This window comes from Amphibacillus xylanus NBRC 15112 (genome assembly GCF_000307165.1).
GTDB lineage: Bacteria > Bacillota > Bacilli > Bacillales > Amphibacillaceae > Amphibacillus > Amphibacillus xylanus.
On the sequence record NC_018704.1, the window covers coordinates 1,881,826 to 1,907,905 of the forward strand.

14 protein-coding genes and 1 other RNA gene are annotated in these 26,080 nt (G+C 36.2%); 5 read left to right on the forward strand and 10 right to left on the reverse strand.

Translation table 11 applies throughout. The features are described from left to right. Nucleotides 1–86: 86 nt before the first annotated feature. The 9 genes from AXY_RS09240 to secG all read right to left on the reverse strand — a co-directional run bounded on the left by AXY_RS09240 (nt 87) and on the right by secG (nt 19,605). On the reverse strand, nt 87–9,473 hold the full coding sequence (locus AXY_RS09240; RefSeq protein ID WP_015010541.1) for a Cna B-type domain-containing protein: 9,387 nt from the start codon (nt 9,471–9,473) through the stop codon (nt 87–89). 213 nt (nt 9,474–9,686) lie between these two features. Next, a complete protein-coding gene (locus AXY_RS09245) occupies nt 9,687–10,610 on the reverse strand; it encodes an IS30 family transposase (protein ID WP_015010542.1) in 924 nt (307 codons plus the stop codon). A 202-nt stretch (nt 10,611–10,812) separates the two neighbouring features. Further along, nucleotides 10,813–13,758 (reverse strand): ATP-binding protein, encoded by a 2,946-nt coding sequence (locus tag AXY_RS09250; protein ID WP_015010543.1) that lies wholly within the window; start codon nt 13,756–13,758, stop codon nt 10,813–10,815. Nucleotides 13,759–13,859: 101 nt separating this feature from the next. After that, entirely contained in the window at nt 13,860–14,867 is a 1,008-nt protein-coding gene (locus AXY_RS09255) for a response regulator (RefSeq protein WP_015010544.1), read from the reverse strand. A 197-nt stretch (nt 14,868–15,064) separates the two neighbouring features. Continuing rightward, nucleotides 15,065–15,427, reverse strand: a transfer-messenger RNA (tmRNA) gene (gene ssrA, locus AXY_RS12405). Between the two features lie 90 nt (nt 15,428–15,517). Next, a complete protein-coding gene (gene smpB, locus AXY_RS09260; RefSeq protein WP_041450162.1) occupies nt 15,518–15,982 on the reverse strand; it encodes an SsrA-binding protein SmpB in 465 nt (154 codons plus the stop codon). Nucleotides 15,983–16,165: 183 nt separating this feature from the next. Further along, nucleotides 16,166–18,433 (reverse strand): ribonuclease R, encoded by a 2,268-nt coding sequence (rnr, locus tag AXY_RS09265; RefSeq protein ID WP_015010546.1) that lies wholly within the window; start codon nt 18,431–18,433, stop codon nt 16,166–16,168. Nucleotides 18,434–18,476: 43 nt separating this feature from the next. Beyond that, nucleotides 18,477–19,220, reverse strand: coding sequence for an alpha/beta hydrolase (locus tag AXY_RS09270; RefSeq protein ID WP_015010547.1), 744 nt, complete (start codon nt 19,218–19,220; stop codon nt 18,477–18,479). A gap of 154 nt (nt 19,221–19,374) precedes the next feature. Further along, nucleotides 19,375–19,605, reverse strand: a complete 231-nt coding sequence (gene secG / locus AXY_RS09275; RefSeq protein WP_015010548.1) for a preprotein translocase subunit SecG — start codon at nt 19,603–19,605, stop codon at nt 19,375–19,377. A 282-nt stretch (nt 19,606–19,887) separates the two neighbouring features. Here secG and AXY_RS09280 point away from each other — a divergent pair, with 282 nt between their 5' ends. From AXY_RS09280 to AXY_RS09300, 5 genes are all read left to right on the forward strand, one after another. Next, nucleotides 19,888–20,157, forward strand: a complete 270-nt coding sequence (locus AXY_RS09280; RefSeq protein ID WP_015010549.1) for a phosphocarrier protein HPr — start codon at nt 19,888–19,890, stop codon at nt 20,155–20,157. 6 nt (nt 20,158–20,163) lie between these two features. Beyond that, complete coding sequence (gene ptsP / locus AXY_RS09285; protein ID WP_015010550.1) at nt 20,164–21,879, forward strand: phosphoenolpyruvate--protein phosphotransferase; 1,716 nt, start codon at nt 20,164–20,166, stop codon at nt 21,877–21,879. 892 nt (nt 21,880–22,771) lie between these two features. Beyond that, nucleotides 22,772–23,014, forward strand: a complete 243-nt coding sequence (locus AXY_RS09290; RefSeq protein ID WP_015010551.1) for a helix-turn-helix domain-containing protein — start codon at nt 22,772–22,774, stop codon at nt 23,012–23,014. 91 nt (nt 23,015–23,105) lie between these two features. Continuing rightward, complete coding sequence (locus AXY_RS12810) at nt 23,106–23,258, forward strand: hypothetical protein (RefSeq protein WP_155835489.1); 153 nt, start codon at nt 23,106–23,108, stop codon at nt 23,256–23,258. A 524-nt stretch (nt 23,259–23,782) separates the two neighbouring features. Next, nucleotides 23,783–24,379: a hypothetical protein gene (locus AXY_RS09300; protein ID WP_015010553.1), complete on the forward strand. Its 597-nt coding sequence runs from the start codon at nt 23,783–23,785 to the stop codon at nt 24,377–24,379. A gap of 407 nt (nt 24,380–24,786) precedes the next feature. On the opposite strand, the gene eno is transcribed toward AXY_RS09300, so the two are convergent. Next, nucleotides 24,787–26,073: a phosphopyruvate hydratase gene (gene eno / locus AXY_RS09310; protein WP_015010555.1), complete on the reverse strand. Its 1,287-nt coding sequence runs from the start codon at nt 26,071–26,073 to the stop codon at nt 24,787–24,789. Between the last annotated feature and the right edge of the window lie 7 nt (nt 26,074–26,080).

The following is a 26,080-nucleotide window of genomic DNA, read 5'->3' on the forward strand; positions in this document are numbered from 1 at the left end:
TAAAAAATAGCGTTGGTGAGTAAATTAATCACCAACGCTAGATCATTTATATTCCCTTCTGATCGGGATTTTTACTAATCGTTTAATTATTTAGCCGAACGATTGCGATGCTTATTAATAATAAACAATACTGTCGCAACTAAAAGGAATACTAGACTAATTAACAACGTGTTATAGATTGTTGTTGCTGTATTAGGCATCGTTTGCCCATCGTTATCTTGTACTGAAGATGATTCATCCGTTGCACCTTCTTTAACAGAGCGATTGGTTATATCGAAACCTTCAATCGTTGTTTCATACTCTTCAACTTCATGCTCTTCAATTGAATAAGCAATGGCCTGACCTTGTTCATCATAAGCTGGCAGATCTTCAAATTGATATACCCAATCTGTTGTTGCTGTAATCTGAACAGTTTGAATGATCTCCCCGTTTGCCAATAAATCAACTGTAATTTCTGTTGGGCGATCTACTGAATCATTATCCAACCATGATTTCGTTACAGTAATTGACTTCAATTCTGAGCGTGTGTTAGTAATATCATAGCCATCAATTATCGATTGATACCCTGGAACATCATGTTCAGAAATCGTGTATTCGTAGGCTACACCTTGTTCATCAAATTCAGCCAATTCTGTGAAACTGAAACTCCAGTCCATCTCAGCAGTAATATTCTGTGTATCAATAACGATCCCATTTTGCAATAAGTTTACTGTGATTGCTTCTGGACGATCAGTTAGATCATCATCTTGCCATGTCTTAGTGACATCAACATCAATGAGTCCAACCCGACGATTGATTAGATCATAGCTATTTGGCTCAGAGATTTCTTCATACAAATCTCTTACTTCATCAGCAAGCTCTTCCGCAACTGAATAGCTATATTTAACACCTTGATCATCGAATTCAGCTAAGTTCTCAAAGCTGTAATGCCAATCAGAATTTACTGAAACGGTTTGACGGTCAATTTCCACATCATTTTGGAAAAGAATCACGTCAATTTCTTCAGGACGATCGCCTGTTGCATCGTTATTATCTAACCAGATCTTCTCACCCTCAACTTTTGTTTCGCCTACACGTAAGTTCGTTATGTTAAATCCATGGACGCTCGTTTGATAACCTTCAACTGCTTTTTCCTCAATTTCATACGTGTATGCTTTCCCATCACTATCAAATGATGGTAAGTCTTCTATCTGAAGTAACCAATTTGATGCATCTAATGAACCCGTTACTTCATACGTGTCTACAAATTCTTGCTCACCATCAGCAACTGATCTGAACAGATCTACTTTTATTAACTCTGGGCGATCTGCGGATTCATCATCATCTAACCATGCTTTATTGATTGTAATACTTTTTACTTCTGCGCGTGTATTGGTAATCTCAAAACCATCGACTTCTGAATCATAGCCTGGCACATCATGTTCTTCGACAGTATAGGTGTAGGCAATTCCTTCTTCATCGTACTTAGGTAAATCTGAGATTGTTAGGTTCCACTCATCTTCTTTCGTCAATTCATGTTCTGCAAAAAAGGCATCATTTCGTAGTAAGTTAATTGTGATAGCATCTGGACGATCATTCTCATCTTCATCCTGCCAGAATTTCGTTACTTCTACTTCAGTTGTACCGACACGTAAATTGGTAATATCGTTACCCTCAATCGACTTCTGATAACCTTCAGGAACCTCTTTTTCATCGACTGTATACGTAATTTCGATTCCTTCATCGTCATACTTATCAAGGCCTGTAAATGCATATGTCCAGCCTGTTTCTTCATCTAGCTCTTTTTCGTCTACTTTATTGTCATTTGCAAAAAGCTCTACTGTAATACTTGGATGCTCAGCTAGATCATCTAACCAGATCTTCTCACCTTCTACAGACGTTGTACCAACCCGACGATTTGTAATATTGAAATCATCGTCAATCGACTTCTCATAACCTACAGGAACCTCTGCTTCATCAACTGTATAGACAATTTCGATTCCCTCTTCGTCATACTTATCGAGGTCTGTAAATTCGTATGACCAGCCTGTTTCTTCATCTAGCTCTTTTTCGTCTACTTTATTGTCATTTGCAAAAAGCTCAACTGTTATACTTGGATGCTCTTCTAGATCATCTAACCATATTTTTCTACCACTAACTTCAGTCGTGCCTGTTCTTACGTTCGTAATGTGATAACCATTTACATCTGGTTCATATCCTTCTACATCGTCAGTCACTGTGTATGCAATGGCTATTCCATTTTCATCATAACCAGGTAAGCCTGTGAATGCGTACTCCCAATCAGGTTCACTTGCCACAACCGTATCTATTGGCTCATCCCCATCATTCGCAAATAACTGCACAGTTATTTCAGTTGGACGATCTTCTGAGTCATCATCTTTCCACGTTTTTGTTCCTCGAACATCTACCAATTCTGATCTTGTATTGGTAATATCATACCCATTAATATCTGTAGAGTATCCTGGAACTGGTAACTCATTGATCGTGTACCCAATCTCATTACCATCTTTATCGTACTTAGGTAAGTCTGTGAATGTGAATGTTGTATCTTCTTCTGACGTAATTTCTTTTTCTTGAACGACATCAGTCCCTTTCATAACCTGAACAGTTATCGGTGTTTCTGGACGATCTTCACCATTATCTTTCCAGGTTTTCGTTCCGGAAATGCTTATGGTTTCTTGTTTATTAGTGATATTATAGTTATCTTCACCATAGATCGGAGTGTAACCAGTGATGGAATCTTCTTTTACTGTATAAGTGATTTCCTTCCCATCTTCATCAAACTGATCAAGATCTGTGAATGAATATTTCCAGTCTTTTGCTGCTGTTACTTCTTCGCTCCAAGCTGTTGGTTCACCATTGGCAAATAAGTTGACTGTGATTGAGTCTGGACGGTATTGTTCGCCTCCCGGCACTTCAATCCAAGTCTTTTCACCAGTTACATTAATTGTATTTGTACGAAGGTTTGTTATCTTAAAACCATCGGCTGTTGGCTCAGGTTCACTGCTTGTATAACCAGTGACTTCTAGCTCTTCAATAGAGTATGTGTAAAGATTCCCTTCTCCATCAACGGCATCCAAACCTTCAAACGTGTATGTCCAAATATTGTCATCGCCATCGAGAACATCATCTTCTGTTAATTCAACTGATTCAACAAGATCTTTAGAACCATTTTCTATTTTACGATACAATTCAATTGTTATACCGTCAACATTTGGACGAGTGTTCGTTGCGTTATTATCATCTAACCATGCTTTTGTTACCTTGATATCAACAAGTTGATAGTTAATCACCTCGCCTAAGTCAATATCGGTTTCTCCATCAACTGGATCGATTGTAAATGTTAAATCTTCTCCAGTGTAATGCTGATAGCCTTTTGGATATACTTCAGTAAACGTATATGTTCCTGGACGTAAATTATCAACAGACATTACCCCATTCTCATCTGTGTAGTGTGTTTTAGAGTAACCATCGTCATCATTTACTAAATCCGTACCTACTAACAAGAACTCTACATCTGCTAAAGGGTCACCATCATTATTTACTTTTGTAAACGTGACGGAACCTCTAGTAATCTCGTTTTCAAAATCACCCAGTTCTATTTCTACCGTATCTAATTCTGCCGTTACAGTGAAAGCAATTTCTTCATCACTTAATATATATCCTGTCGGTGCTGTTGTTTCAACGAGTTTATAGCTACCTGCTGGCAGTCCTGTAATGCTTAGTGTGCCATTACTTTCAACTGCAAGATCTGTAAACCCTACTACATCATTGTCATCTGCATCAACAACTTTAAATATAGCACCTGCTAGTGCTACACCTGTTTCCGCATCTACTTTCGTCAACGTTACATTTGCAAACGGATCATTTTCAATCGTTCTTGTTAAAACTGTTGAATTCTCCACTTCGTCTAATGTAACAGTTATCTCGTGATCAGTATTTGCAATATAACCGGCTGGTGGTGTCGTCTCTGTTAACGTATAGACACCTGGCTGTAAATCTTCAAAGGTTAATTTACCATCCTCATCGGTTGTACCGTTTTGGGTTGTTGTCCCGTCTGGATATGTTAAGGTAAACTCAGCTCCATTTAATAATTGCCCATTAATAGAATCTTGTTTGGTTAATTCGATATTAGTTGCTTTTGCTGTGTTGGTAATTTCAAATCCATTCTCTACATCACCAGTAATCACTGAAATATAGCCAGCTTCAGTTTGCTCTTCAATCGTATAGGTATAAGGCTTCCCACTTGAATCAACCGCATCTAAGCCTTCAAACATATGCGTCCAGTTAGAACTTGCATTGATTGTTTGCGTTCGATGTGTGATTCCATTTTGAAGAAGCGTTACAGTGATTTCTTCTGGTCGTTCTGCATCATGGTTAGAATCAATAAAATTATCTTCCCATTCCTTCGTCACTTCAATATCAACTAATTTATAATTCTCAACTGTAAGCTCAAATTCATGTGCTTCGCCAGCTTCATTAGCTAAATTGATTGTAAACTCAATCGGTCTCCAATGAAGTTGATAGCCTTCATGTGGAGTTGTTTCTGTTAATCGATATCTTCCTGGACGAAGTTCGTCAATAAATAGCTTCCCATCAAAATCTGTTGCCAAGCCCGTTTGTGTCGTGAAACTTCCACCATTAACCAATGAGATGTTTTCTAACGTAAACTCTACATCGTCAAGCGTGATATTATTATCTTTTGCATCTACTTTGGTAATTTCGACAGAGCCTTTAATAATATCATTTGCAGCTTCAATTAGCACTGATTCTGTTGACGTTTCTGTTCCATTAACCTTGAAAGGATATTCTGTCACAGTTCCTATGTCATAACCAGTTGGTGCGCTTGTTTCTACTAATTTATAATCACCTGCTGGCAGTCCAGTAATTCGAATCTGACCTTGACTATTTGTAGTTAGATCTTCTTCAAGCACATTGTCATTGTTATCTACTAGGTTAAATACTGCTCCTTGTAAAGGTGCATCAGATTCACTATCCACTTTTGTGAGCACAACATCTCTAAACGGCGCATTTTCAACCGTTTGAGTAACATTTCTCTCTAAATGCACATCTTCTATTGTTACCGTTACAGGAATCGGTGTATCATCTGCAATGTAGCCATAATCACTTGGTACACCTGTTTCTACTAATTCATACTCTCCCGGTTTTAAATCGGTAAAAATGATTTGTCCCTTTTCATTCGTTTCAGCTTTTTGATCATCAATTATATAGTCTGACCCAGTATAGCTTAAGGTAAATTCAACACCTTCTAATTTGATACTGTTAATTGCAGCATCTACTTTTGTCAGGACTAGATTGGTTGTTTTTACGTCATTCTCAAACTGACCAAGATCAACAGCCGTTGTCTGACTTTCTTCAATTTCAAATGTTTCATCTATGTCAGATGTAAATTCATAACCACGCGGAGGTGTTTTCTCTCTTAGTCTGTATTTCCCTGGTCTTAGATCATCAAGTTCTACTTTCCCTTGAGAATTTGTCGTTACTTCTCTAACTTTGTTGTAATTTTCCCCATTATAATTATAATTACTTCCATCATAATCAAGATACTCCAAATAAAACACAGCACCAGACAATAATTCTTCAGATTCACTATCTATCTTTTCAAAAGTTAGGCAACCTGGGGTTAGTGAGTTTTCTGTTGTTACAGTCGTCACAACCGTCTGATCCTGAGTAATCGTGAATCTTATCGGCGTTTCATCAAGCTCATAGTGCTCTTTAGCCTCAGTCTCAATTAAATAATAATCTCCTGCTGGTAGGCCCTCATCAGCATTTCCGCCTGATAAATGCTCTATTAAAATCTTACCCTCTACATTAGTAGTAAAGGTTTCACCAGTAAACGTTCCTGATCCTGGCACTCCAGTGTAAAGCTCAAACTTAACACCTTCCAATGGCGTTTTATCAACATCATCAACTTTAGTCAATTCAAAATGCTGTTTGATTTTTTTGTTTTTTATTGTTTCTGCAGTTATTTCGGAATCAACCGTAACCTCCTGTTGATCGTCAATACCAACAACATAAAATTCAGGTGCTTTTTCTTCTTTCAACTGATAATCCGCATAAAGTAAATTCGTAAATGTAGCGACACCATTTTCATCCGTCTCAGCCGTTTTCAATAAAACGTTACCTGCTTGATCCCACAGTTCAAAAACTGCACCCTCAAGGGTTATGCTATCATCATCCGCATCGACTTTCGTCACTTGTAATGAACCTACCTCACCTCTAATCGAACCTGAGATGTTGTTGAATGAGATTTTTGTGTTATTGACCGATTCCTGCTGAATTTCATCACCTGGAATTTCCCCACTTATCTGGGCCGAATTACTATATGTTCCTTCTTCACCTTCATACAAAATATAACTATCATATTCTAGAACATAAGCACGATCAATTTCATTCAAGAATCGAAGTGTAAAGAATTCTTGATTTGTATCATCATCTTCAGCAAACACGATTTCGTAGTCAGTACCTTCTGTTAGCTCTGTACTTGTTTTCGTAATACTATTAGGGTTCACTTCTGTCTCATAAACTTTAAAACTATCTCTCAAAATAGTTTGGTTAATGCTTAGCGTATCAACAACTTGATAGTTATTCACTGTCGATTGACTAAAGTTAAGATTGATCGACCAATTGACAATTCTACCATTTGAAGTATTTTGAGCACCACTCTTATTTACATATTGTCCACCATATGTCGGTTTTACTGTAGCATCAAGTTCGATGTCAGCTTTATTATCACTTGAGACTGTTGCATTATTCTCATATTCGGCTACAATATTTTGATCATTAAGATCTGTTGTATATTGAATAATATAAGCAGAATCAATATCTCTAAATGCAACATTAAATCCTTCTTCACCATTAGACCCAGTAACTTCTGTAATAGTAATATCATCTGTTACCTCAGCACCACGTTCATAATAAGGAGCTGATGACGTTAATGTAACTTCATACACTTTCACATCATCAAGTTCAAAGTTTTGCTCACCTAAAATAAAGTCCTGTACATTTACATTTTTAAGATTTTCTTTATTATAGTTGACACCAATTGTCCAGGTGATCTCTTTTGTTTCCATGTTATAAGAGCCATGTTTGAAGCCGTTGTTTCGTGTAGGGCCATTAGGCACAAATGTAGCTTCATCATTACGGTCGATTTTGTCTGTTTCCCCTTTAGGTATCCACTCTAAATGGGCACCATTCGTATACTCACTGTTTCTACCTGCTACATCAAAATCAATATCAGTTGTATAAGTAATAACGACACGTTTCGTTAGTTCTTCGTTAAAATCAAATGTAATTTCTCGTGAATCCGGGTCATAGCTGTAATCATACTGCATACCATCTGTCCACTCATTACCATCATGAGTCACTCGAATATTTTTAGGAGTAAACCCTACTGGCAAAATATCTGTAATCACAACATCTGACATCAACTGTTCATCGCGGTTAACTAAAATTGACCAATTTGTTTCCTTTGCTTCATAATTGGTCGAACCATGAGATTTAATGAAAATTCCTTGACTGATTAATTGTCCGCCATTGCTTTCATTTCCAAATTCATCAGAAATCGAATTGGTAATATTCACATCACCATCAACACGATTAATCACTGTCGTTTGGTACGTTATCTTATATGCACAGTCAATATCGTCATTAAATTGAAGTTCAAATCCATCAGCTGTTTTGAAAACTTTATAGTCATCTGCACTAACAGGTGTTTCACCAATTGGCTCACCTGTGTCAGGATCAATATCAACAACGACTACTTCAAAACTATTTTCGACTAATTGTTGATTATGGCCAAAAACATCTGTTATTTTCGCTTGTTCTTGTGAGATATTTTTTTCATCATAATTATACTTTACTTCCCATTTAATTGTTTGTGATACATCATTATAATCAACTGCACCTTTCTCAAGTGGTTGACCACGCTTCACATTTACGGTTGAATGTGTCGTAGATGGATCAATATCATTACCATCTAATGTAACTTCATTTCGATAAGCCTCACCGGTAATATCATTGATTTCTGTCTCGTAAACAAATCGATATGCGGAATCAATATTACCTAAATTCAGTGGGAATTCCGTACCAAAATCATGGTCAGTTTGTTCAATTGCTTCATTGACTGAACCATCTGCATTCATCACCAATTGATAAACTTTTAATGAACCTTCAACAAATGAATGATCGCCATCTCCTTCTCCGATCATATCATTTAACGTAGCATTTTCAATCTCTCGAAGATTTTTATTAATCTCTACGGTCCACGTAATCGTGTTGGTGTTGTATTGCTTATTACCAATCCCACTCTTATCAATTACATTAGCATTTGGAATAAATTTAATTGGGAATTCTAGCTCTGTACCATCTTCGAGTGGAAATGTTATCTTATCCCCGTCAGCTAATCCATCATAATTCTCATCAAAATTTGATTCTAATTTGATTTCCCCTTCAATATTTGATTCATTTTCAATATTTTGATTAAATGTAATGATTACATTATTACCGTTTGTGTAAAATGTACCGAAAGTCTCTCCATCTGCGCGAATCAATTCCTCTTGGTAATCTGCTGATATTTCTGGAATATCAAACATTTCCGGCACTTCAATCGTATATGTTTGACCGCTAACATATCCATGATTATTAGGTAATGCAAAATCATATGTTAAAATAACATCTAACTGATTATATGGTTGATCAACAGTAATCTCAGTACCATTTACAAGTTCTTCACCATCTATTGATAAAGTAACTCCAGTTATAAGATTTTCTGTAATCTGCTTATTTGAAGTTGAATCTTGTGTTGGGTTAAGTCTTGTATAAGAAAGATCCGCTGTCGCTTTCTTTTCAACTTCTTCTACAACAACTTCAGGAATTTCTTCAGTAGCTTCTTCTTCAATTTCTATTTCTGTATCTTCTTCTACTATCTCATTCTGAACATCTTCTGTTTCTATTTCTGTATCGCCTTCCGCATTTTTTCCGAAATCTTCCTCAGGTTCAATTACTGGTTCATCGTCTCCAATTTCTTCTTGCTCTTCAATCTCCACTTGTAATTTTACCGTTCCTTGTTCTTTTGGATATTCAAGAGCGACCTCGTTAAATGTAACCGTTAGCTCCCCTTCTACTACGGCCACAACAGCAAGATCAAGTTCTTGATCTTCTTGTATCGTTAGATGCGTTTCTTGATCTACTAATTTAAGAGGCGATTCAAAGTCAATCGATTTATCTACCTCTTCTTCAAGCAATTGATAGTCATCTAGCGACCAATCAACGTTGACAAATAAACTTTCTCCATCCTCAACATAATCAGCCTCGCTTATGCTGTCAAAGTCAAATAACTCATTTTGTGCATTGTCTTTCTCAGAAGAAGCTGTTTGAAGTGGTGCTACTCCTGGTAAAACCATTTGCACTAGTAAAAGTACAATCATTAGCAAACTAACTCTAATCTTCATCTAACTCCATCCCCTTTTTAAAAATATTGTTTTAATTGGATAATTCTATACATTCACAAAATAGTTATCAGTTTTCTTTACTTTTTTACATATTTCTATTTGATAACTATTCTAATCTTGCAACTACCATAATCATAGCTGATCTGACTAGAGGAAAAAATCATAAGTAACTGTACAATTTCTATACAAGTATTTTTTTAGCATTTTGATTTGTCAATTTAAGCTAGACAAATGTGATTCATCGATGTAACTCAAAAACACTTCCAAAGGCGTTCGATAATTTAGTGATTTTCTAGGGATTTTATTTCTCTTGTCAGCTACTGCGGACACAAAGTTCTGATCGACTTCGTTGAAGTCCATTTCTTTTGGCAAACCATCTTTTCGAAGTAAGCCATTTGATTGTTCATTTAAGCCACGTTGTGAAGGTGTTCCTGGGTCTCTAAAGTAGATTGAGACATCATGTTGGTTGGACAACGATTTCCAATTACTAAATTCTTTCCCATTATCAAATGTGAAAGACTTAAACAGATTTCTTGGAATAGATTGAAACCACTGTGTTAGCGTTGTTTCAATGTCACTTGCTTTTCTACCTTCTGGCTTTAAAGTGATGATAGCTTTAGATAGACGTTCCACCAATGTGATAACTGCGCTTTTATGATGAGCACCAACGATTGTGTCACCTTCAATGTGACCAAATTCATCTTTAAATAGAGGATAGTCTTTATCTCTTTCAGAGATATGTCGTTTGAAAGCTTGCTTTCCACGTCGTTCGTTGTGTCCATTTGGTTTTCTTTTGCCCTTCATAGGGAGCGTTGTTCTATCAAAGTAACCGTCCTCAAAGCGACGATATAACGTTCTCATTGAACAACTGATGGGCTGTTCGGCACGCCCAATAATAACGTCCGGCGTCCATCCAAGGGAAACCTTTTCCTTGACGTATTCCTGCTCTTTTTTAGGCAAGGAGATCTTACGTCTACCGCATCGCCTTTTGTTTTCCTTGTAGCGTTTGTAGTAATCGATCGCTGAGTGACCCTGCTTCAAAAAGTTAATGACGTTATAAATGGGTTGACGCGAACGTTTTAAGCGTTCAGCGATCATCGTAACTGAAATATTTTGATGATAATAAGCTTCTATCATAACTCATTCATCCGTGGTAAGATGGGTGTAGGTCATTTATGATCACTCCTATTCTTCGTGGTGGAAGTATAGTAAGAGTGTATCATAAATGACTTTTTTAGTTGTCTAGCTTAATTTTACAATCTACGCATTAAAAAAAGCTTTATATATAGGAAAAATTCATTTCCTAAATATAAAGCTTGGGGCATTACTTTTAATAAGGTTAGTTCACTGTTAAATCAATTTCAAAAGATACAGTTGTTCCTTGATTCACCGAACTTTCAATGATTAGTCCTGTACCATAAAGTTGTTTTAATCGTTGATTGACATTTAAGATTCCGATTCCCGATTCATCACCTGGTTTTCCTGTTAGTAGTTTAGCTAGTTTTGTTTGTTCGATTCCTACACCATCGTCACTTACTGTTATTGTCGCCTTTGAAGTAGACATGTTATTGATGAACCGAATCGAAATTGTTCCTTTTCCTTGCTTTTTCCTAATCCCGTGGTGAATGGCATTCTCCACGAGCGGTTGAATGGTTATAAACGGTATAAAGACACCGGTAAGATCGTCTAATTGCCATTCGATTCGTAAATTTTCTTGAAAACGAACTTGTTCAATATAAAGATATGAACGGACTAAATTTAACTCTTCTTCTAAGGGAACCAGGGCACGCATGCGTTGAAACTTAAATTTATTTCTTAAGTAATAACTAAAATGATCGAGCAATGTTTGCATTTCTTCTGTATTCCATTCACTTAATGCTTTAATTGAATTTAATGTATTAAATAAAAAATGTGGCTGTATCTGTGCTTGTAACCATGCTGTCTCTAGATCTAACTGTTGTTCAACACCACGTTTAAGTGAGATAAGTGAATCCAGCCGTGCTTTTAGTTCAACTGGTTCAACTGGTTTACGAATATAGTCGTTTGCGCCTGAAGCAAAACAAGCTTTGATATTTGTATTTCCCACAGAAAGCAATAATACCGGTAATTCTGACAAACTATATTGCTCACGAATTATCTTAGTTAATTGATAGCCTGATATTTCTGGCATCATAATATCTGATAAAACCAAGTCCCAATTTCTCTTTTTTAATTGCTCGAGTGCTTGATGTGCACTTGAAACAAGAACAGCATCATACTCTTCATCAGGCAATATCGACTTTATCGCAATTAAGCTAGTTGGATTATCATCAACAATAAGAATTGCAGGCAAGCCAACTTTTTTAGTTGACTCGGGTTGATTGAATTGTTTTAGTTTAGTCAGATCAGCAGTTAATTTATTTGAGTGTACAACCTTTTCTTCAACAGCAGCGAGTGGCAAAGTGAATGTAAATGTTGTACCCGAGCCTTCAATCGAATCGACAAAAATTTTTCCCCCATGTAATTCGACAAGTTCTTTAACGATACTCAACCCTAAACCAAACCCTCCATCCCGCATTTGCCTAACTGTGTCTCCTTGCTGATAAGGTAAAAAGATTTTCTTTTGTAGTTCGGGACTGATCCCAATTCCAGTATCGGTGACGTTGATTTCAGCATTTCTATCTTTTACACTAGCGGAAATTGTGATCCGCCCATTGTCAGTATATTTGATTGCATTACTAATTAAATTTAGGAAAATTTGTGTCAATCGGTTTTCGTCCGCATATACAGCTGGAAATCGATCTGAAATTTGATTTTCAAGTTCAAATGGCTTGATTTCAATTGAAAAATTTAATAAGTCGATCACTCCTGTCACAAGCGGTTCTAAACGGACCACTTGTTTATTCAACCTTGGCTGATGGTTCTCCAACTGTTTAATTGCTAATAGATCATCTAATAAAAAGCTCATCTTTTTCCCTATATCTGAAATAAGCGTTAATTCATTTATGCTCTGGAGTGATAATGTGTCTATATCTCGATCATGGACTGCCTTTGTCAGTAACAAAATACTATTTAAAGGTGTCCGAAATTCGTGGGATGTGGTCGCTAAAAACTCGTCTTTTTCTTGATTGATTTGTTGTAAGCGGACTGCTAATGCCTTCGTTTCCTTATACGTTTCAAAATACTGTCCAAACCATTCGATTGTATATAATGTCACTGCAACGATCAAATCGACTGGATAATAAGGAAGATAAACACCAAATTCAATCCAAATTTGTACCCAAATAAAATGATGAATGACAGCGACAAAACCTAATACAGTTAACAAGTTTGACTTTGTGTCTTGTCGATAATCCCGTACAATTGAGAAAAGAGCTACTATAAGAGCAACTAAGGCAATGCTTGCGTAAATGAAAAACAATCGAGTGATTATCGCTGCTGGGATAAACAACGTTACCATGACCAACATCCAGACTAAACGCTGATAATAAGGGAATAATTTTTCCCATACAGGTAAGCTTTTATGATCGGTAGACTGTAATAAAGCATACCATGCAAGCAAGCCGACCATATTTGTTAAGCGAAAATCCCAATCATAGCCAATGTAGAAGAATTGATGAAAGATTTTATCCCCCGTACTTAAAAGAGAATAGAGCGAAAAGCAAAAGGTGAATAATGAAAAATAAAGTAAGCGTTTATTTCGTTTTCCTAGAAAATAAAAGACGAGAGCATAAAGAGAATGGCTTAAAAATAGAACGAATAAAATCACTTGAGCATAACTAGATAATTGAACCAATTTTCTAACAGCATGCTCTGTACCAAACTTAATCGAGCGAATAATTCCACCATCTCTTATGTCATTATAGTTAGCTGCTTGAATGATGATTTCAATTAGACCTTGATCATCAGCCTCGAAAACAACAAGTTTTGGCAAGTTTTTGGCGTGATAATTCTGTTTAGTCGTTGCAGTTATTCCTGAAGAAGTTAATTTCTCTCCATTTACATAAACATCATACGAACTACGAATGCTCGTAACATAGAGACCATATGTCTCGTTTTGATTCGGGTCAACACGAATTTTTAGCCGGTAGCTACCATAGCCAAAAGGTGAATTTAAGTGGTCTTGCCAACCATCAGGTACTGAAATTATCTCACAAGACTGACCAGTCAATTGAATGTCGTTTGCAATGAAAGTGGACGGGTAAAATTCCCACTCGCCATCCAACATAATCATATCATCTGATAAGTCAGTTGTTTGCAGATCAAGGTGTCCATCCTTGATCTCTACTTCAATCCTATTGTACAAGATCCCGCTCCAAAGTAGGCGTAAACTTGTTAAAATTGTAATGAAAACTATTAATATAATAAACAAACGTGCTCGTTTATTCTTCAATCAAATCAGCTCTTTTAATGATAATTTAATGTGCTTGTTCTTTCCTCAACAATTGCCAGTACTTCTTGATCAAAACGAACAAGTGATTTGATTTTTGCAATCAAATGTAATGGTTGTTCTTCTTGCTCTTTGATCAAATCAATTAAATATTGAATGAATTGAATCCATAACTCTCGAAGTCCATTTCGTTCTGGAATCGCCCAATCTTGTTTTATATCCTCTAGATAGTCTCCTTGGTAAATTTTCAAAAGCTCAATAAAGTTAGAAACAGACGGGTTTTCGGCATCTAATAGATTTAAAACTGCTTGTTTCCATTCTATCGACATTATTTTCACAGACGATAGATTCACTTTATAATATTCATCTTGGCTGACAATTTCAATCGGGATATTTGCCTTTTGTAAAACTCGCCTAATTTGATACACTGACGAATAAAGTTGTGAACTTGCGTTGTCCCAAGCTAGATTTCCCCACATCTCGCTGATTAACTTAGCTTTTCTAAATGAATGTAGATGCCCTTGAGTAAAACAAGCAAAAAGTTCTTTGGCCTTTGTCGTGCGCCACTTTATCGAAATTGGCTGACCATTTTTTTCTATTGATAATTTACCTAGATTATTAATAACAAAAGTTGCTTGATCCGTTTTGAATGTAATATTCTCTGCAAGTTCTTCTTTAATTCGATTGATCGATAATTCTAAGCGGTGTTTTTGGATCGGTTTTAAAATGTAATCTAATGCGTTAATTTCAAATGCTTTAATCGCATATTCATCATAAGCCGTGACAAAAACAATTTCGATCTTTGGTTGGATCATAAGCAGTTGCTCTGCAAGTTCAATTCCCGTAATGCCAGGCATCTGAATGTCCATTAATACTGTATCAACCCTTTTTGTTCTAATGTGGTTGATTAATTTTTGTGGATCACTATATGCACCAGTTACTTTAACATCGTCAATCTGATTCAGCAAAAACCTCAAATATTGTAAAGCTAGCGGTTCATCGTCGATAATGCAAATTTCAAGCATACTAACTTCCCCTCTTTACCCAGATAATTTTAATAATAGATCCAGTTTTTATTATTTAATTGATTATTATTATAAACGATCTAACGAAAAAAATCGTCCCTTATAAAAGAGACGATTTTTAAATCTAAATTAACATGTTACCATAATTGTTATCATAACATTTTAAAAGCCACTCACACCAGTACCTACATATGTATTGGTGGAGGCGGTGGGAGTCGAACCCACGTCCAAAGATATCGCCACTCAAGCTTCTACATGTGTAGTCGGTTTATTTTAGATTCTCTAACTATTCTGCCAACCAACAGGCTTCCTAGTAGCTAGTCTGATTATGCTCTTCTAGACGTCTCCAGACGTAAGATATCTAGCGTATCCCGCTTAAGTTGAGACCCTAAACCCGGCACACGGGTGATGCTGGAAAGGATCCTTTAACAGTGCTTAAGCAGCTGCTAAAGAGTAATTATTTGTTTTGCCAGTTATTATTGGCGTGTAACGTTTTACGAGCCGTAACCTCGACATGCCACTTGAGCTCAAACTACCCCTGTCGAATCCAGAACGCCCCCGTAAAATAAGGGACAAAACAGTTTAAGCTTCATATGAAGTTGTTTTGTTCGTACAGTTCATTATATCAAATCTGATCAATTTTTCAAGTACTAGCGCAGACTATCTTTAAGCGCACGGTCAACCTCACGTTTAGCTTGCTTTCTCTTTAAATCCTCACGTTTATCATATTGTTTCTTACCTTTACCTAAGCCAATTAACACTTTAGCAACACCATTTTTAATATAAATTTTTAATGGAACTAATGAATAACCAGCTTGTTGAGTTTCACCAATTAATTTATTAATTTGTCGTCTGTGTAAAAGTAATTTTCTTGTTCGAGTTGGTTCATGATTATATCGATTACCTTGCTCATACGGTGAAATGTGAAGGTTGTGTAAAAAGACCTCACCGCGCTCTACACGGGCAAAGCTATCTTTCATATTGACACGTCCTGCTCGAATCGACTTAATTTCTGTCCCTTGTAGTACAATACCCGCTTCATAGGTTTCTTCAATAAAATAATCGTGAGAAGCTTTTCTATTTTGTGCAATTGCGTGACTTTTATTCTTGGGCATCATCAACCCTCCTTCATATAAAACCTTGATTAATTTTAACAGGTTTAGCTGATAAATACAATCAAGATCCGTGCAAAGTCTAGCCTTTTCCTGCATGATCTAACAGTTTATTGATGATTTAACGGTCAGACAAAAAAAGAAAAAGAGCAGCTTAATAGCCTGCTCTTTCAATGTAAAAAAATCCTATTTACGCTTTCTTGTCATTTTCGCTTTTGGTGGTTTAAGTTTTTTGCCTTGTTTCTTATTTTTCACTTGTGATTTATCTTGCGACTTCGGCTTATCTTGTTTAGCAAATTCTTTACGGCGAGCTTTCTGCTTCATGCCTACTACTTCGAAATCAACAGAATGCTCCTCCAAGTTAACATCGGCAACCTTGATTGTAATCGCATCACCAATTCGAAAGACATTTCCGGTGCGTTCGCCAATCATCGCGTAACTTCTCTCATCAAAATTATAGTAATCATCTGTTAAATCCGTTACGTGCACGAGTCCTTCAACCGTATTTTCTAGCTCAACAAAAATACCAAAGTTAGTCACTGAACTAATGACTCCATCGAACTCTTCACCAATTTTATCTAGCATATACTCTGCTTTTTTCAGATCATCTGTCTCTCTTTCAGCATCGACAGCAATCCGTTCACGCTCAGACGTATGCTTTGCGATCTCTGGTAATTTTGCTTTCCAATGATTTTGGATATTCTCATCAACTTTTCCTTCAATTAAATACGTTCTTATTAAGCGATGAACGATTAAGTCAGGGTAACGTCTAATCGGTGCCGTAAAGTGCGTATAAAATTTAGTCGCTAATCCAAAGTGACCGATACTATTAAAGTCATACTTCGCTTGTTTTAATGAACGAAGTAGCAACTTAGATATAACCATCTCTTCTTGTTCACCTTTAACAAGATCCAGTACTTGCTGTAATGCTTGTGGATGAACTTCATTCGCAGTCCCTTTAACTTGATAACCAAACTGGCCAAGGAACTGATAGAAGTTTTTCAACTTTTCTTCATCTGGATCTTCATGAATTCGATAGATGAAAGGTAGCTCCATCCAATGGAAATGTTCTGCAACTGTTTCATTGGCAATAAGCATAAACTCTTCAATCAACCGTTCTGCAACTGATCTTTCACGAATGACGACATCAATTGGATGACCAGTGTCATCTACAATGACTTGTGCCTCTTTAAAGTTAAAGTCAATTGCTCCTCGACCAAATCGCTTTTTACGTAAGATTTCTGCTAAGTCTTCCATCGCCTCAAACAACGGGACAAACTCTACATATTGCTGTCTTAGTTCTTCATCTTGATCAACGAGGATTTGATTAACCTCTTTGTAAGTCATCCTAGCTGAACTGTTAATCACGCTTTGGAATATATCATGACTCACCACATGGCCATTATGATCAATCTCCATTTCACACCCTAGTGTTAAACGATCCTCTCCAGGGTTAAGTGAACAGATGCCATTTGACAGTCGATGTGGGAGCATTGGAATCACTCGATCCACTAAATAAACACTTGTCCCTCGACTATAGGCTTCTTTATCCATTGGTGAATCTTTATCAACATAATATGAAACGTCAGAAATATAGACACCTAGTCGATAATTACCGTTGGATAATTTTTCAACAGAGATGGCATCATCTAAGTCCTTTGCATCAGCACCATCAATCGTCACAATTTGTTTATCCCTTAAATCTCGACGATTCTCTAGCTCACTCGGTTCAATTTTTTCTGGAGTTCTTTGTGCTTGGTCCATAACTTCATTTGGAAAGTCAATCGCAATATCATATTTATGAATAATTGATAAAATGTCCATCCCTGGATCGTTTTTATGACCAAGAATTTCAACAATTTTACCTTCTGCGGACATCGTACCTTCTGGGAATTTTGTAATATTAACAATGACTTTATGACCTGTAACAGCACCAAGTGACTCACTTTTCTTAATGAAGATATCATTTGGAATTCGCTTATCATCAGCAATAACAAACCCAAAGCTCCCTTTATCCTCATACGTACCGACAATTCGTGTTGAGTGTCGCTCAATAATTTGCTCGACTACTCCTTCGACACGTCGATCGCCAATCTGTTCAGTTACGATGCGGACAAAAACGCGATCTCGATTCATCGCACCTTTCAGATCAGTTGGATTAATATAAATATCAGATTGACCTTCTTCATCAGGTAATAAAAAGGCAAAACCTTTCTTATGCATTTGGATTGTACCTTTAATTAATCCGATTCTTTCAGGAATAGAATAGCGGTTTTTTCTAGTCAAAATTAATTCGCCATCTTGCTCAAGTGCATTCAATGTTTTAATCACTGAAGCAAATAACTGGCTATCATTTGAATCCAATTCATTTCTATCCATGATCTCGTCAACTGTTAAAGGTCGTTCTGATTCTTCTTTAAAAAATGTAATTATTTGTTCTCTTAATTCTTCCATCGTCTCACCTTCTTCCTCTATAATATGTGCCGTTTAAAACTTTTTAATTCCAGTCTAATGACTCTAAAAATTGATAAATATCTTCATGTAATTGATCTCTTTTATTTCCTAATGTAATCGCATGACCAGCATCTTGATACCATTTAATATCTTTTGGATCTGATTCAACATGTTGATAAATATAATTTGCACTTTCCGGATTAATAATTTGATCATCTTCTGCTTGTACCACCATTGTTGGTGCATAGATTAAATCAAGTGAATCTCGAACCTCATTGATCAAATTTGTAATCTGTTCAAATAAAGGACTAGCCGCTTCGATTAATTGATCGACCTCTTTATTTATTACATCATCAGTTTTACCTTCTGCTTTCTTATACTGTGTCGCATAATAACGAAAACCATCATCAAGTCGATGATCCTCATCTAAAATCATCGGTGCACACATTGGCACCATTCCAACAACAGCATCAGAATAGCTTAACTTTAAACCAAGTAAGCCACCTAAGGATAACCCAGCAACAGCAATTTTTTGATAGCCTTTATCTTTAAGCATTTGATACGCTTCTTTAACATCAGACCACCATGCTTCTGCTCCACCTTCAAGCAACTGTTCAGGCGCCCCACCATGTCCACGATAAATCGGTGCATAAGTAGTATAACCTTGTTTTTGCAAAAATCGACCTAACATTCGTACATCTGCGCTATGTCCAGTAAAGCCATGTAATAATAATACCGCACGTTCCCCTGCTTCAAACATAAATGGCTGTGGTTGTTGAACTTTCATCATATTATCCCCCTTTTCAAGCTAACTATCTCTATTATCTTGGCTTAATCTTAATAAACATAATCTATAACTGCATCGATAACGACTTATTTATGTTTTTTAACAACGAAAAAACCTCTCATCTAACAACTGAGAGGTTTGTATCGATTCTTCATTAAAGTACGTATGCTAATAAAAATGTTAATACGAAAAATAGAACTGAAGCAATTACTGTCGCACGAGTTAAGACTGCATCAATACCACGTGCTTTCTTCTTACCAAATAATTGTTCTGCCCCTCCTGAAATAGCTCCAGATAGGCCTTCACTTTTACTAGACTGTAATACAACAAGTACTATAAGTGCGATTGAAGTTAAAATTAATAATGTTACGGCAACACCTTGCATGGGTGTCGACACCTCCTACAAATCTTACCATCACTATTTTTTTAATACATTACTATTAATTTAGCACAAACTGACTACTAACTGCAAGCATTTTCAGAGTTAAACTTCTTGCTTTCTATCACAACTATTGTTAAAGTAATTTTTGTTATCAAGAGAATTTATCTAAAATGTATGTAGATAATTGTTAGGTAAATACTTCTTATAACATGATTGTTCACCTTTATTTAAGGGTATGTTACAATCAGAAGGTGAATATTTTATTGAATCAAGGAGGTTTTTATTATGGCAGTACAACAAACAGTTCGTATCACAGCAGAAACTGGTGTACATGCACGTCCTGCAACAGCTTTAGTTAACAAAGCAGGTCATTTTTCATCCGACATTAAGTTAGTGTACAATGATAAAGCAGTTAATTTAAAGTCAATTATGGGTGTCATGTCACTTGGAATTCCAATGGATGCTGAGTTGACAGTTATTGCTGAAGGCGAAGATGAGAAAGAAGCCCTAGCAGCAATTGTTGATGTGTTCAAACAAGAAGAATTAGGAGAATAATTAATTATGAAGAATTTACAAGGGATTGCAGCTTCTAATGGGATCGCGATTGCAAAGGCATACACACTCGAAATACCTGATCTGTCATTTGAATCCGTTAAGGTAGATAATGTAGAGCAAGAAATCGAACGACTACACGAAGCGCTAAATGTGTCAAAACAAGAGCTTGAAATTATTAAAGAACATGCTCGTGCGTCTGTAGGCGATGAGCATGCAGAAGTTTTTTCAGCACATTTACTTGTTTTAAGTGATCCAGAGTTGATCACACCGATGGAAGATAAAATTAAGAGTGAACAAGTTAATGCTGAAGTTGCACTTGACGAAGTTGCTCAAATGTTTATCAACATCTTTAAGAACATGGATAATGAATATATGCGTGAACGTGCGGCTGATATTAAGGACGTTACAGAACGCGTAATGGCTCATTTACTCGGCGTATCATTCCCGAACCCGGCATTAATTAATGAGGAAGTTATTGTGATTGCTGAGGATCTAACGCCTTCAGACACTGCACAATTAAACAAACAATTTGTTAAAGGGTTTACAACAAATATTGGTGGAAGAACTTCACACTCAGCAATTATGGCTCGTTCGCTTGAAATCCCAGCAGTAGTTGGGACAAGATCTGTTACTACAGATGCTAAAGACGGAGATCTCATTATCGTAGATGGTATTGAAGGAAAAGTATTCATTAATCCTGATGAAAATTTATTAGCTGAATATAGAGAGAAACAAGCTAATTTTGCTAAGCAAAAAGAATTATGGGCTCAATTAAAAGATGAACCAACAATTTCTAAAGACGGCGTATCAGTAGAATTAGCAGCTAATATCGGTACACCTGCTGATGTTGAAGGTGTATTAAATAATGGTGGAGAAGCAGTCGGTTTATATCGAACTGAGTTTCTTTATATGGGAAGCAATGATTTCCCAACTGAAGATGAGCAGTTTGAAGCATATAAATCAGTACTGGAAGCAATGGGCGATAAAGCTGTTGTAGTCCGTACATTAGATATTGGTGGCGATAAAGAATTAAGCTATCTTGATTTACCAGAAGAAATGAACCCATTCTTAGGTGTTCGAGCAATTCGCCTATGCTTAGAGCGTAAAGACATTTTCCGTACCCAGCTACGCGCTTTACTACGTGCAAGCACTTATGGAAACTTAAAAATTATGTTCCCTATGATTGCAACACTAGAAGAATTCCGTGAAGCTAAAGCATTGCTTTTAGAAGAAAAAGATAACTTAATTAGTGAAGGTATCGAGATTTCAGATAATATTGAAGTAGGTATCATGGTTGAGATTCCATCAACAGCAGTTGCTGCTCGTCAATTTGCTAAAGAAGTTGATTTCTTCAGTATTGGTACAAACGATTTAATCCAATACACAATGGCAGCTGACCGTATGAATGAGAAAATCTCATATCTATATCAACCATATCACCCAGCTATTCTAACACTTGTAAACAACGTTATCGAGGCTGCTCATGCAGAAGGTAAATGGGCAGGCATGTGTGGTGAAATGGCCGGTGACCCAATTGCCATTCCAATTTTACTTGGTCTAGGCTTAGATGAATTCAGTATGAGTGCAACATCTATTTTACCTGCACGTACACAAATTAAGAACTTATCTAAAGCGGAAATGGCTTCATACAAAGATCAGTTGTTAAGCATGTCAACAGCTGCAGAAGTCGAAGCATTTATTCGTGAAAAGACGAATCAATAAATAAATTTTTTAAAAACCCCTTGTGTCTATTGTGACATAAGGGGTTTTCTAATCTATGCCTAACAACTTGTGAAATTAGCATTAGGAAATATTTTCAATAAGTATAAAGTATTGTTAAAATAAATATAAATGAAGGGTGTAAAGTATTATTATATCGGGGGATGAGTATGAGACGCTTTCTAATTCTATTGATGTATGTTTCTATTTTATTCATAAGTGCTTGCGGAGGAAATAATTATTCTAATGCATCAATGTTGGAAATCGTTGAAAAAAATATTCAGATGATTATACAGAAGCATGGATAATAGCATTTGATCCAAACTCAGAAGAACAAGACAACTTTAAAATTTTTGTTGATGATTTTATGGTATGGAACTTAATCGAAGAAAACAGAACTTATTTTACGACATATGAAAAAAAAGGGGAAAATCCTTGGCGATTAAAACAAATAAATCATCATGATGACTATGATGCACTCAGATAAAATATTCGCTTTAGATGTAACATATTGACAATCACGCTCAAAGGAACCTACCTCTTCTATAAATGTCAAGATAAGAACGTACACTTTTGATTGTTTAACGAAGTACAAGTGTGATTGATTAAGTATGGGATTTTCCCTTACTTAAATCTCATTGTAACTGCTAAACTAAAGTAGTCAGTTATTGCTCAATAAGATTGAATACTTTTCGATCTAATATACGATCATTCATAGTATGATAAATTAGTTGAAATTATTCAGATTTGGATGGTGCAGAAGGTGGAAAAGTGGAAATTGTATAATGAAATATCTCAATTAAAATAGATAGCGTTTTCAAAGAGTAAAATTGCCAAAAAACTTGGTATTGCAAGAGGTACACTTAATGATTATTTAAATAGAGATCCAGATGAAATGGCTCTTTGGCTAGCTTCTACGGAGCGGAGAACTCGAAAATTAGATAAATATAAAAATGAGATACTCAGTTGGTTAAAAGAGCATCTTGATCTATCCACAGCGCAAATTGCTGATTGGTTAGACGAGCGGTATCCTGATTTCAAGGTTGGGGAAAGTACTGTGCGACGTTATGTTGTTGCACACGTTAATGATTCATGCGTTATCTTTAATGTTTGGAGAGAATTATGGTGGAAACATTAACGATTCGTGCCTTATCTTTAACGTTTAGAGGGATTTTTGGCGCAAAAGTTAAAGATTCATGCGTTATCTTTAATGTTAGGAGAGAATTATCGTGGAAACATTAACGATTCATGCGTTATCTTTAACGTCTCAAGAGATATTTAGTCAAAATGATATTGAGCTGAAATTAATAGAATTTAATCGAGGAGATTCGATTAGCAAATCCATCTTCCTCTCCACGATTGTGCCTCTGTTGCATAGTTAAACCAAATAGTATTTACATTTATACTGTTAAGTGCATATTTATAACATAATATATTGGATAAACACTTAGAAGCTATTTATGGTAATTTGATTATGTTATAATTAAATACATATTATGTCGATGAAAAGAGTGATATGCGTGGGTTTTATCATTATAGTTGTGGTCATTCTATTTGGACTAACAACGTTTCCGATCGGAGGATTATTTGCAGAACATGTATCAGAATTTTTGGCGCTTGTAGCTACGATAGCAATTAATTTGTTTTTATCCACAGTACTTTTTTTACTTTATAACATTCAAGATTACTTAAAACAACTTGTTGGGAATAAGAGGGGTTAATATGACATTACAGACCAACTTTCTAGTGCTCATTTTATGTTTTATTGGCCTTTTTAAGTTCTACGTCAAGTAGCGTTGATGAGGAATTTTAGCCAACATATATTTAGTTTTTTATCACGATTCAAAGTTGCTGTTAGGAGACTGTACCAGATGAGGTATTAAAAGAAATTACTTATTTAGGTAAATTGGAAATCTACAATACGCTTGATAAAACGGCAACTTTCGATGGGTTTTCAAGCGAAGACGTTGTTTTTGAATTTGATTCCTCAGAATATACTCCTTATTATATTCCAAAATCTGAACTTGAGTTAAAAGTAAGTGGGTTTAAAAATAGTGATGGCACGTATACAATTTATCCTAGTTTTATATGGAAGACTAAAGCAAGATTAAGAAATGATACTTTTGGTTTTGTACTTAATAATAATAATTGGACTACAGTTGCTGGAAATGTTGGTATGACTATGTACATGAGAAATGTGACTCCAGGTAATCATGACTCGATTTACTATGATAGAGCGTCTGTTTCAAATTATGCAGGACATGCATTTACGATACCTTCAGGCCATGGAGTAAAAAACCATAATCATTATGAAGGGCATGCACATTTTAAGGCTAGACCAAAAGGAACTTCTGTAGATCGTACGATAATTTTAAAATATGGTGATGATACCAGAAGTTTCTGGAATGGCGGTACAGTAAGTATTTCAATTGGAGTAATCGGTATAACCATTACAAACACTCCAGATAAGTATAGACAAACAGATGAAACTTTATCGTGGTAAATAGTAGGGGAGATTTAATTGGGGTTTATCTTAATTGTATGTATCGTTATGTTTGTGGTGAATACATTTGTAATTTTAATATATGCTGACATGACAACTTTATGGTCCTTTTTATTGGCGATATCTATTAATCTATTTCTATCTACAGTATTGTTTTCACTGTATAATATTAAAGATTACTTAGGGCAACTCGTTGAAAAGAAAGCTGAATAAGGAGCTAATCAAAAATCCCCTCACGCCAAAACTAGGCATAAGGGGATTTCTTACGTTCATATCAATCATTATTGATTCGTCTTTTCACGAATGAATGCTTCAACTTCGTCAGAAGATTATCGTAAATATAAAAAATACCTCAAACAAGCGGTGCTATGACCACTTGTTTGAGGTTTTAATATATAAACAAAAAATTATTTGTTTAAGTTATAGAATGCTGTGATTCCAGCATATTTAGCTGTATCAACTAGCTCGTCTTCGATACGTAGTAATTGGTTGTATTTAGCAACACGGTCAGTACGTGAAGGAGCACCTGTCTTGATTTGGCCAGCGTTAGTTGCAACAGCGATGTCAGCGATTGTAGCATCTTCTGTTTCACCTGAACGGTGTGAGATAACTGCTGTGTAACCAGCTTTCTTAGCCATTTCAATAGCGTTGAATGTTTCTGTAAGTGTACCGATTTGGTTAACTTTGATAAGGATTGAGTTACCAATACCTTTTTCAATACCTTCAGCAAGCTTCTCAGTGTTTGTAACGAATAAGTCGTCACCTACTAATTGAACTTTATCGCCTAGGCGGTCAGTAAGTAGTTTCCAACCATCCCAGTCGTTTTCGTCTAAACCGTCTTCGATAGAAACGATTGGGTATTTCTCAACCATTTCAGCATACCAGTCAACCATTTCTTCAACTGTACGAACAACACCTTCACCTTTAAGGTTGTATTTACCGTCTTCGTACATTTCAGAAGCAGCAACGTCCATTGCTAATTTAACTTCTTCACCTGGTTTGTAACCAGCAGCTTCGATTGCTTCGATGATTGTTGCTAAAGCTTCTTCGTTTGATTTCAAGCTTGGAGCAAATCCACCTTCATCACCTACAGCAGTGTTGTAGCCTTTTGAAGCTAGAACGTTTCTTAAGCTGTGGAAAATTTCCGCACCCATACGTAGAGCTTCTTTGAATGTTGGTGCGCCAACTGGCATAACCATAAATTCTTGGATGTCTACGTTGTTGTCTGCGTGCTCTCCACCGTTAAGGATGTTCATCATTGGTGTTGGAAGTAATGTAGCATTAAATCCACCTAAGTAAGTGTATAGTGGCATACCTAAGTGATCAGCAGCAGCAATAGCAGCAGCCATTGACACACCAAGGATTGCGTTAGCACCTAATTTACCTTTGTTTGGAGTACCATCTAATTCGATAAGTAATTCGTCAATTACAACTTGACGAGTTACGTCAAATCCTAATAATTCTGGTGCAATAATTTCGTTAACGTTCTCAACTGCTTTAAGAACACCTTTTCCTAGGTAACGACTCTTGTCGCCGTCACGTAATTCAACTGCTTCGTGCTCACCTGTTGAAGCACCACTTGGTACTAGTGCACGACCAAAAGCACCTGATTCTGTATAAATTTCAACTTCTACTGTTGGGTTACCACGAGAGTCCATAACTTCACGTGCAAAAACATCTGTAATATAAGGCATGTTCATT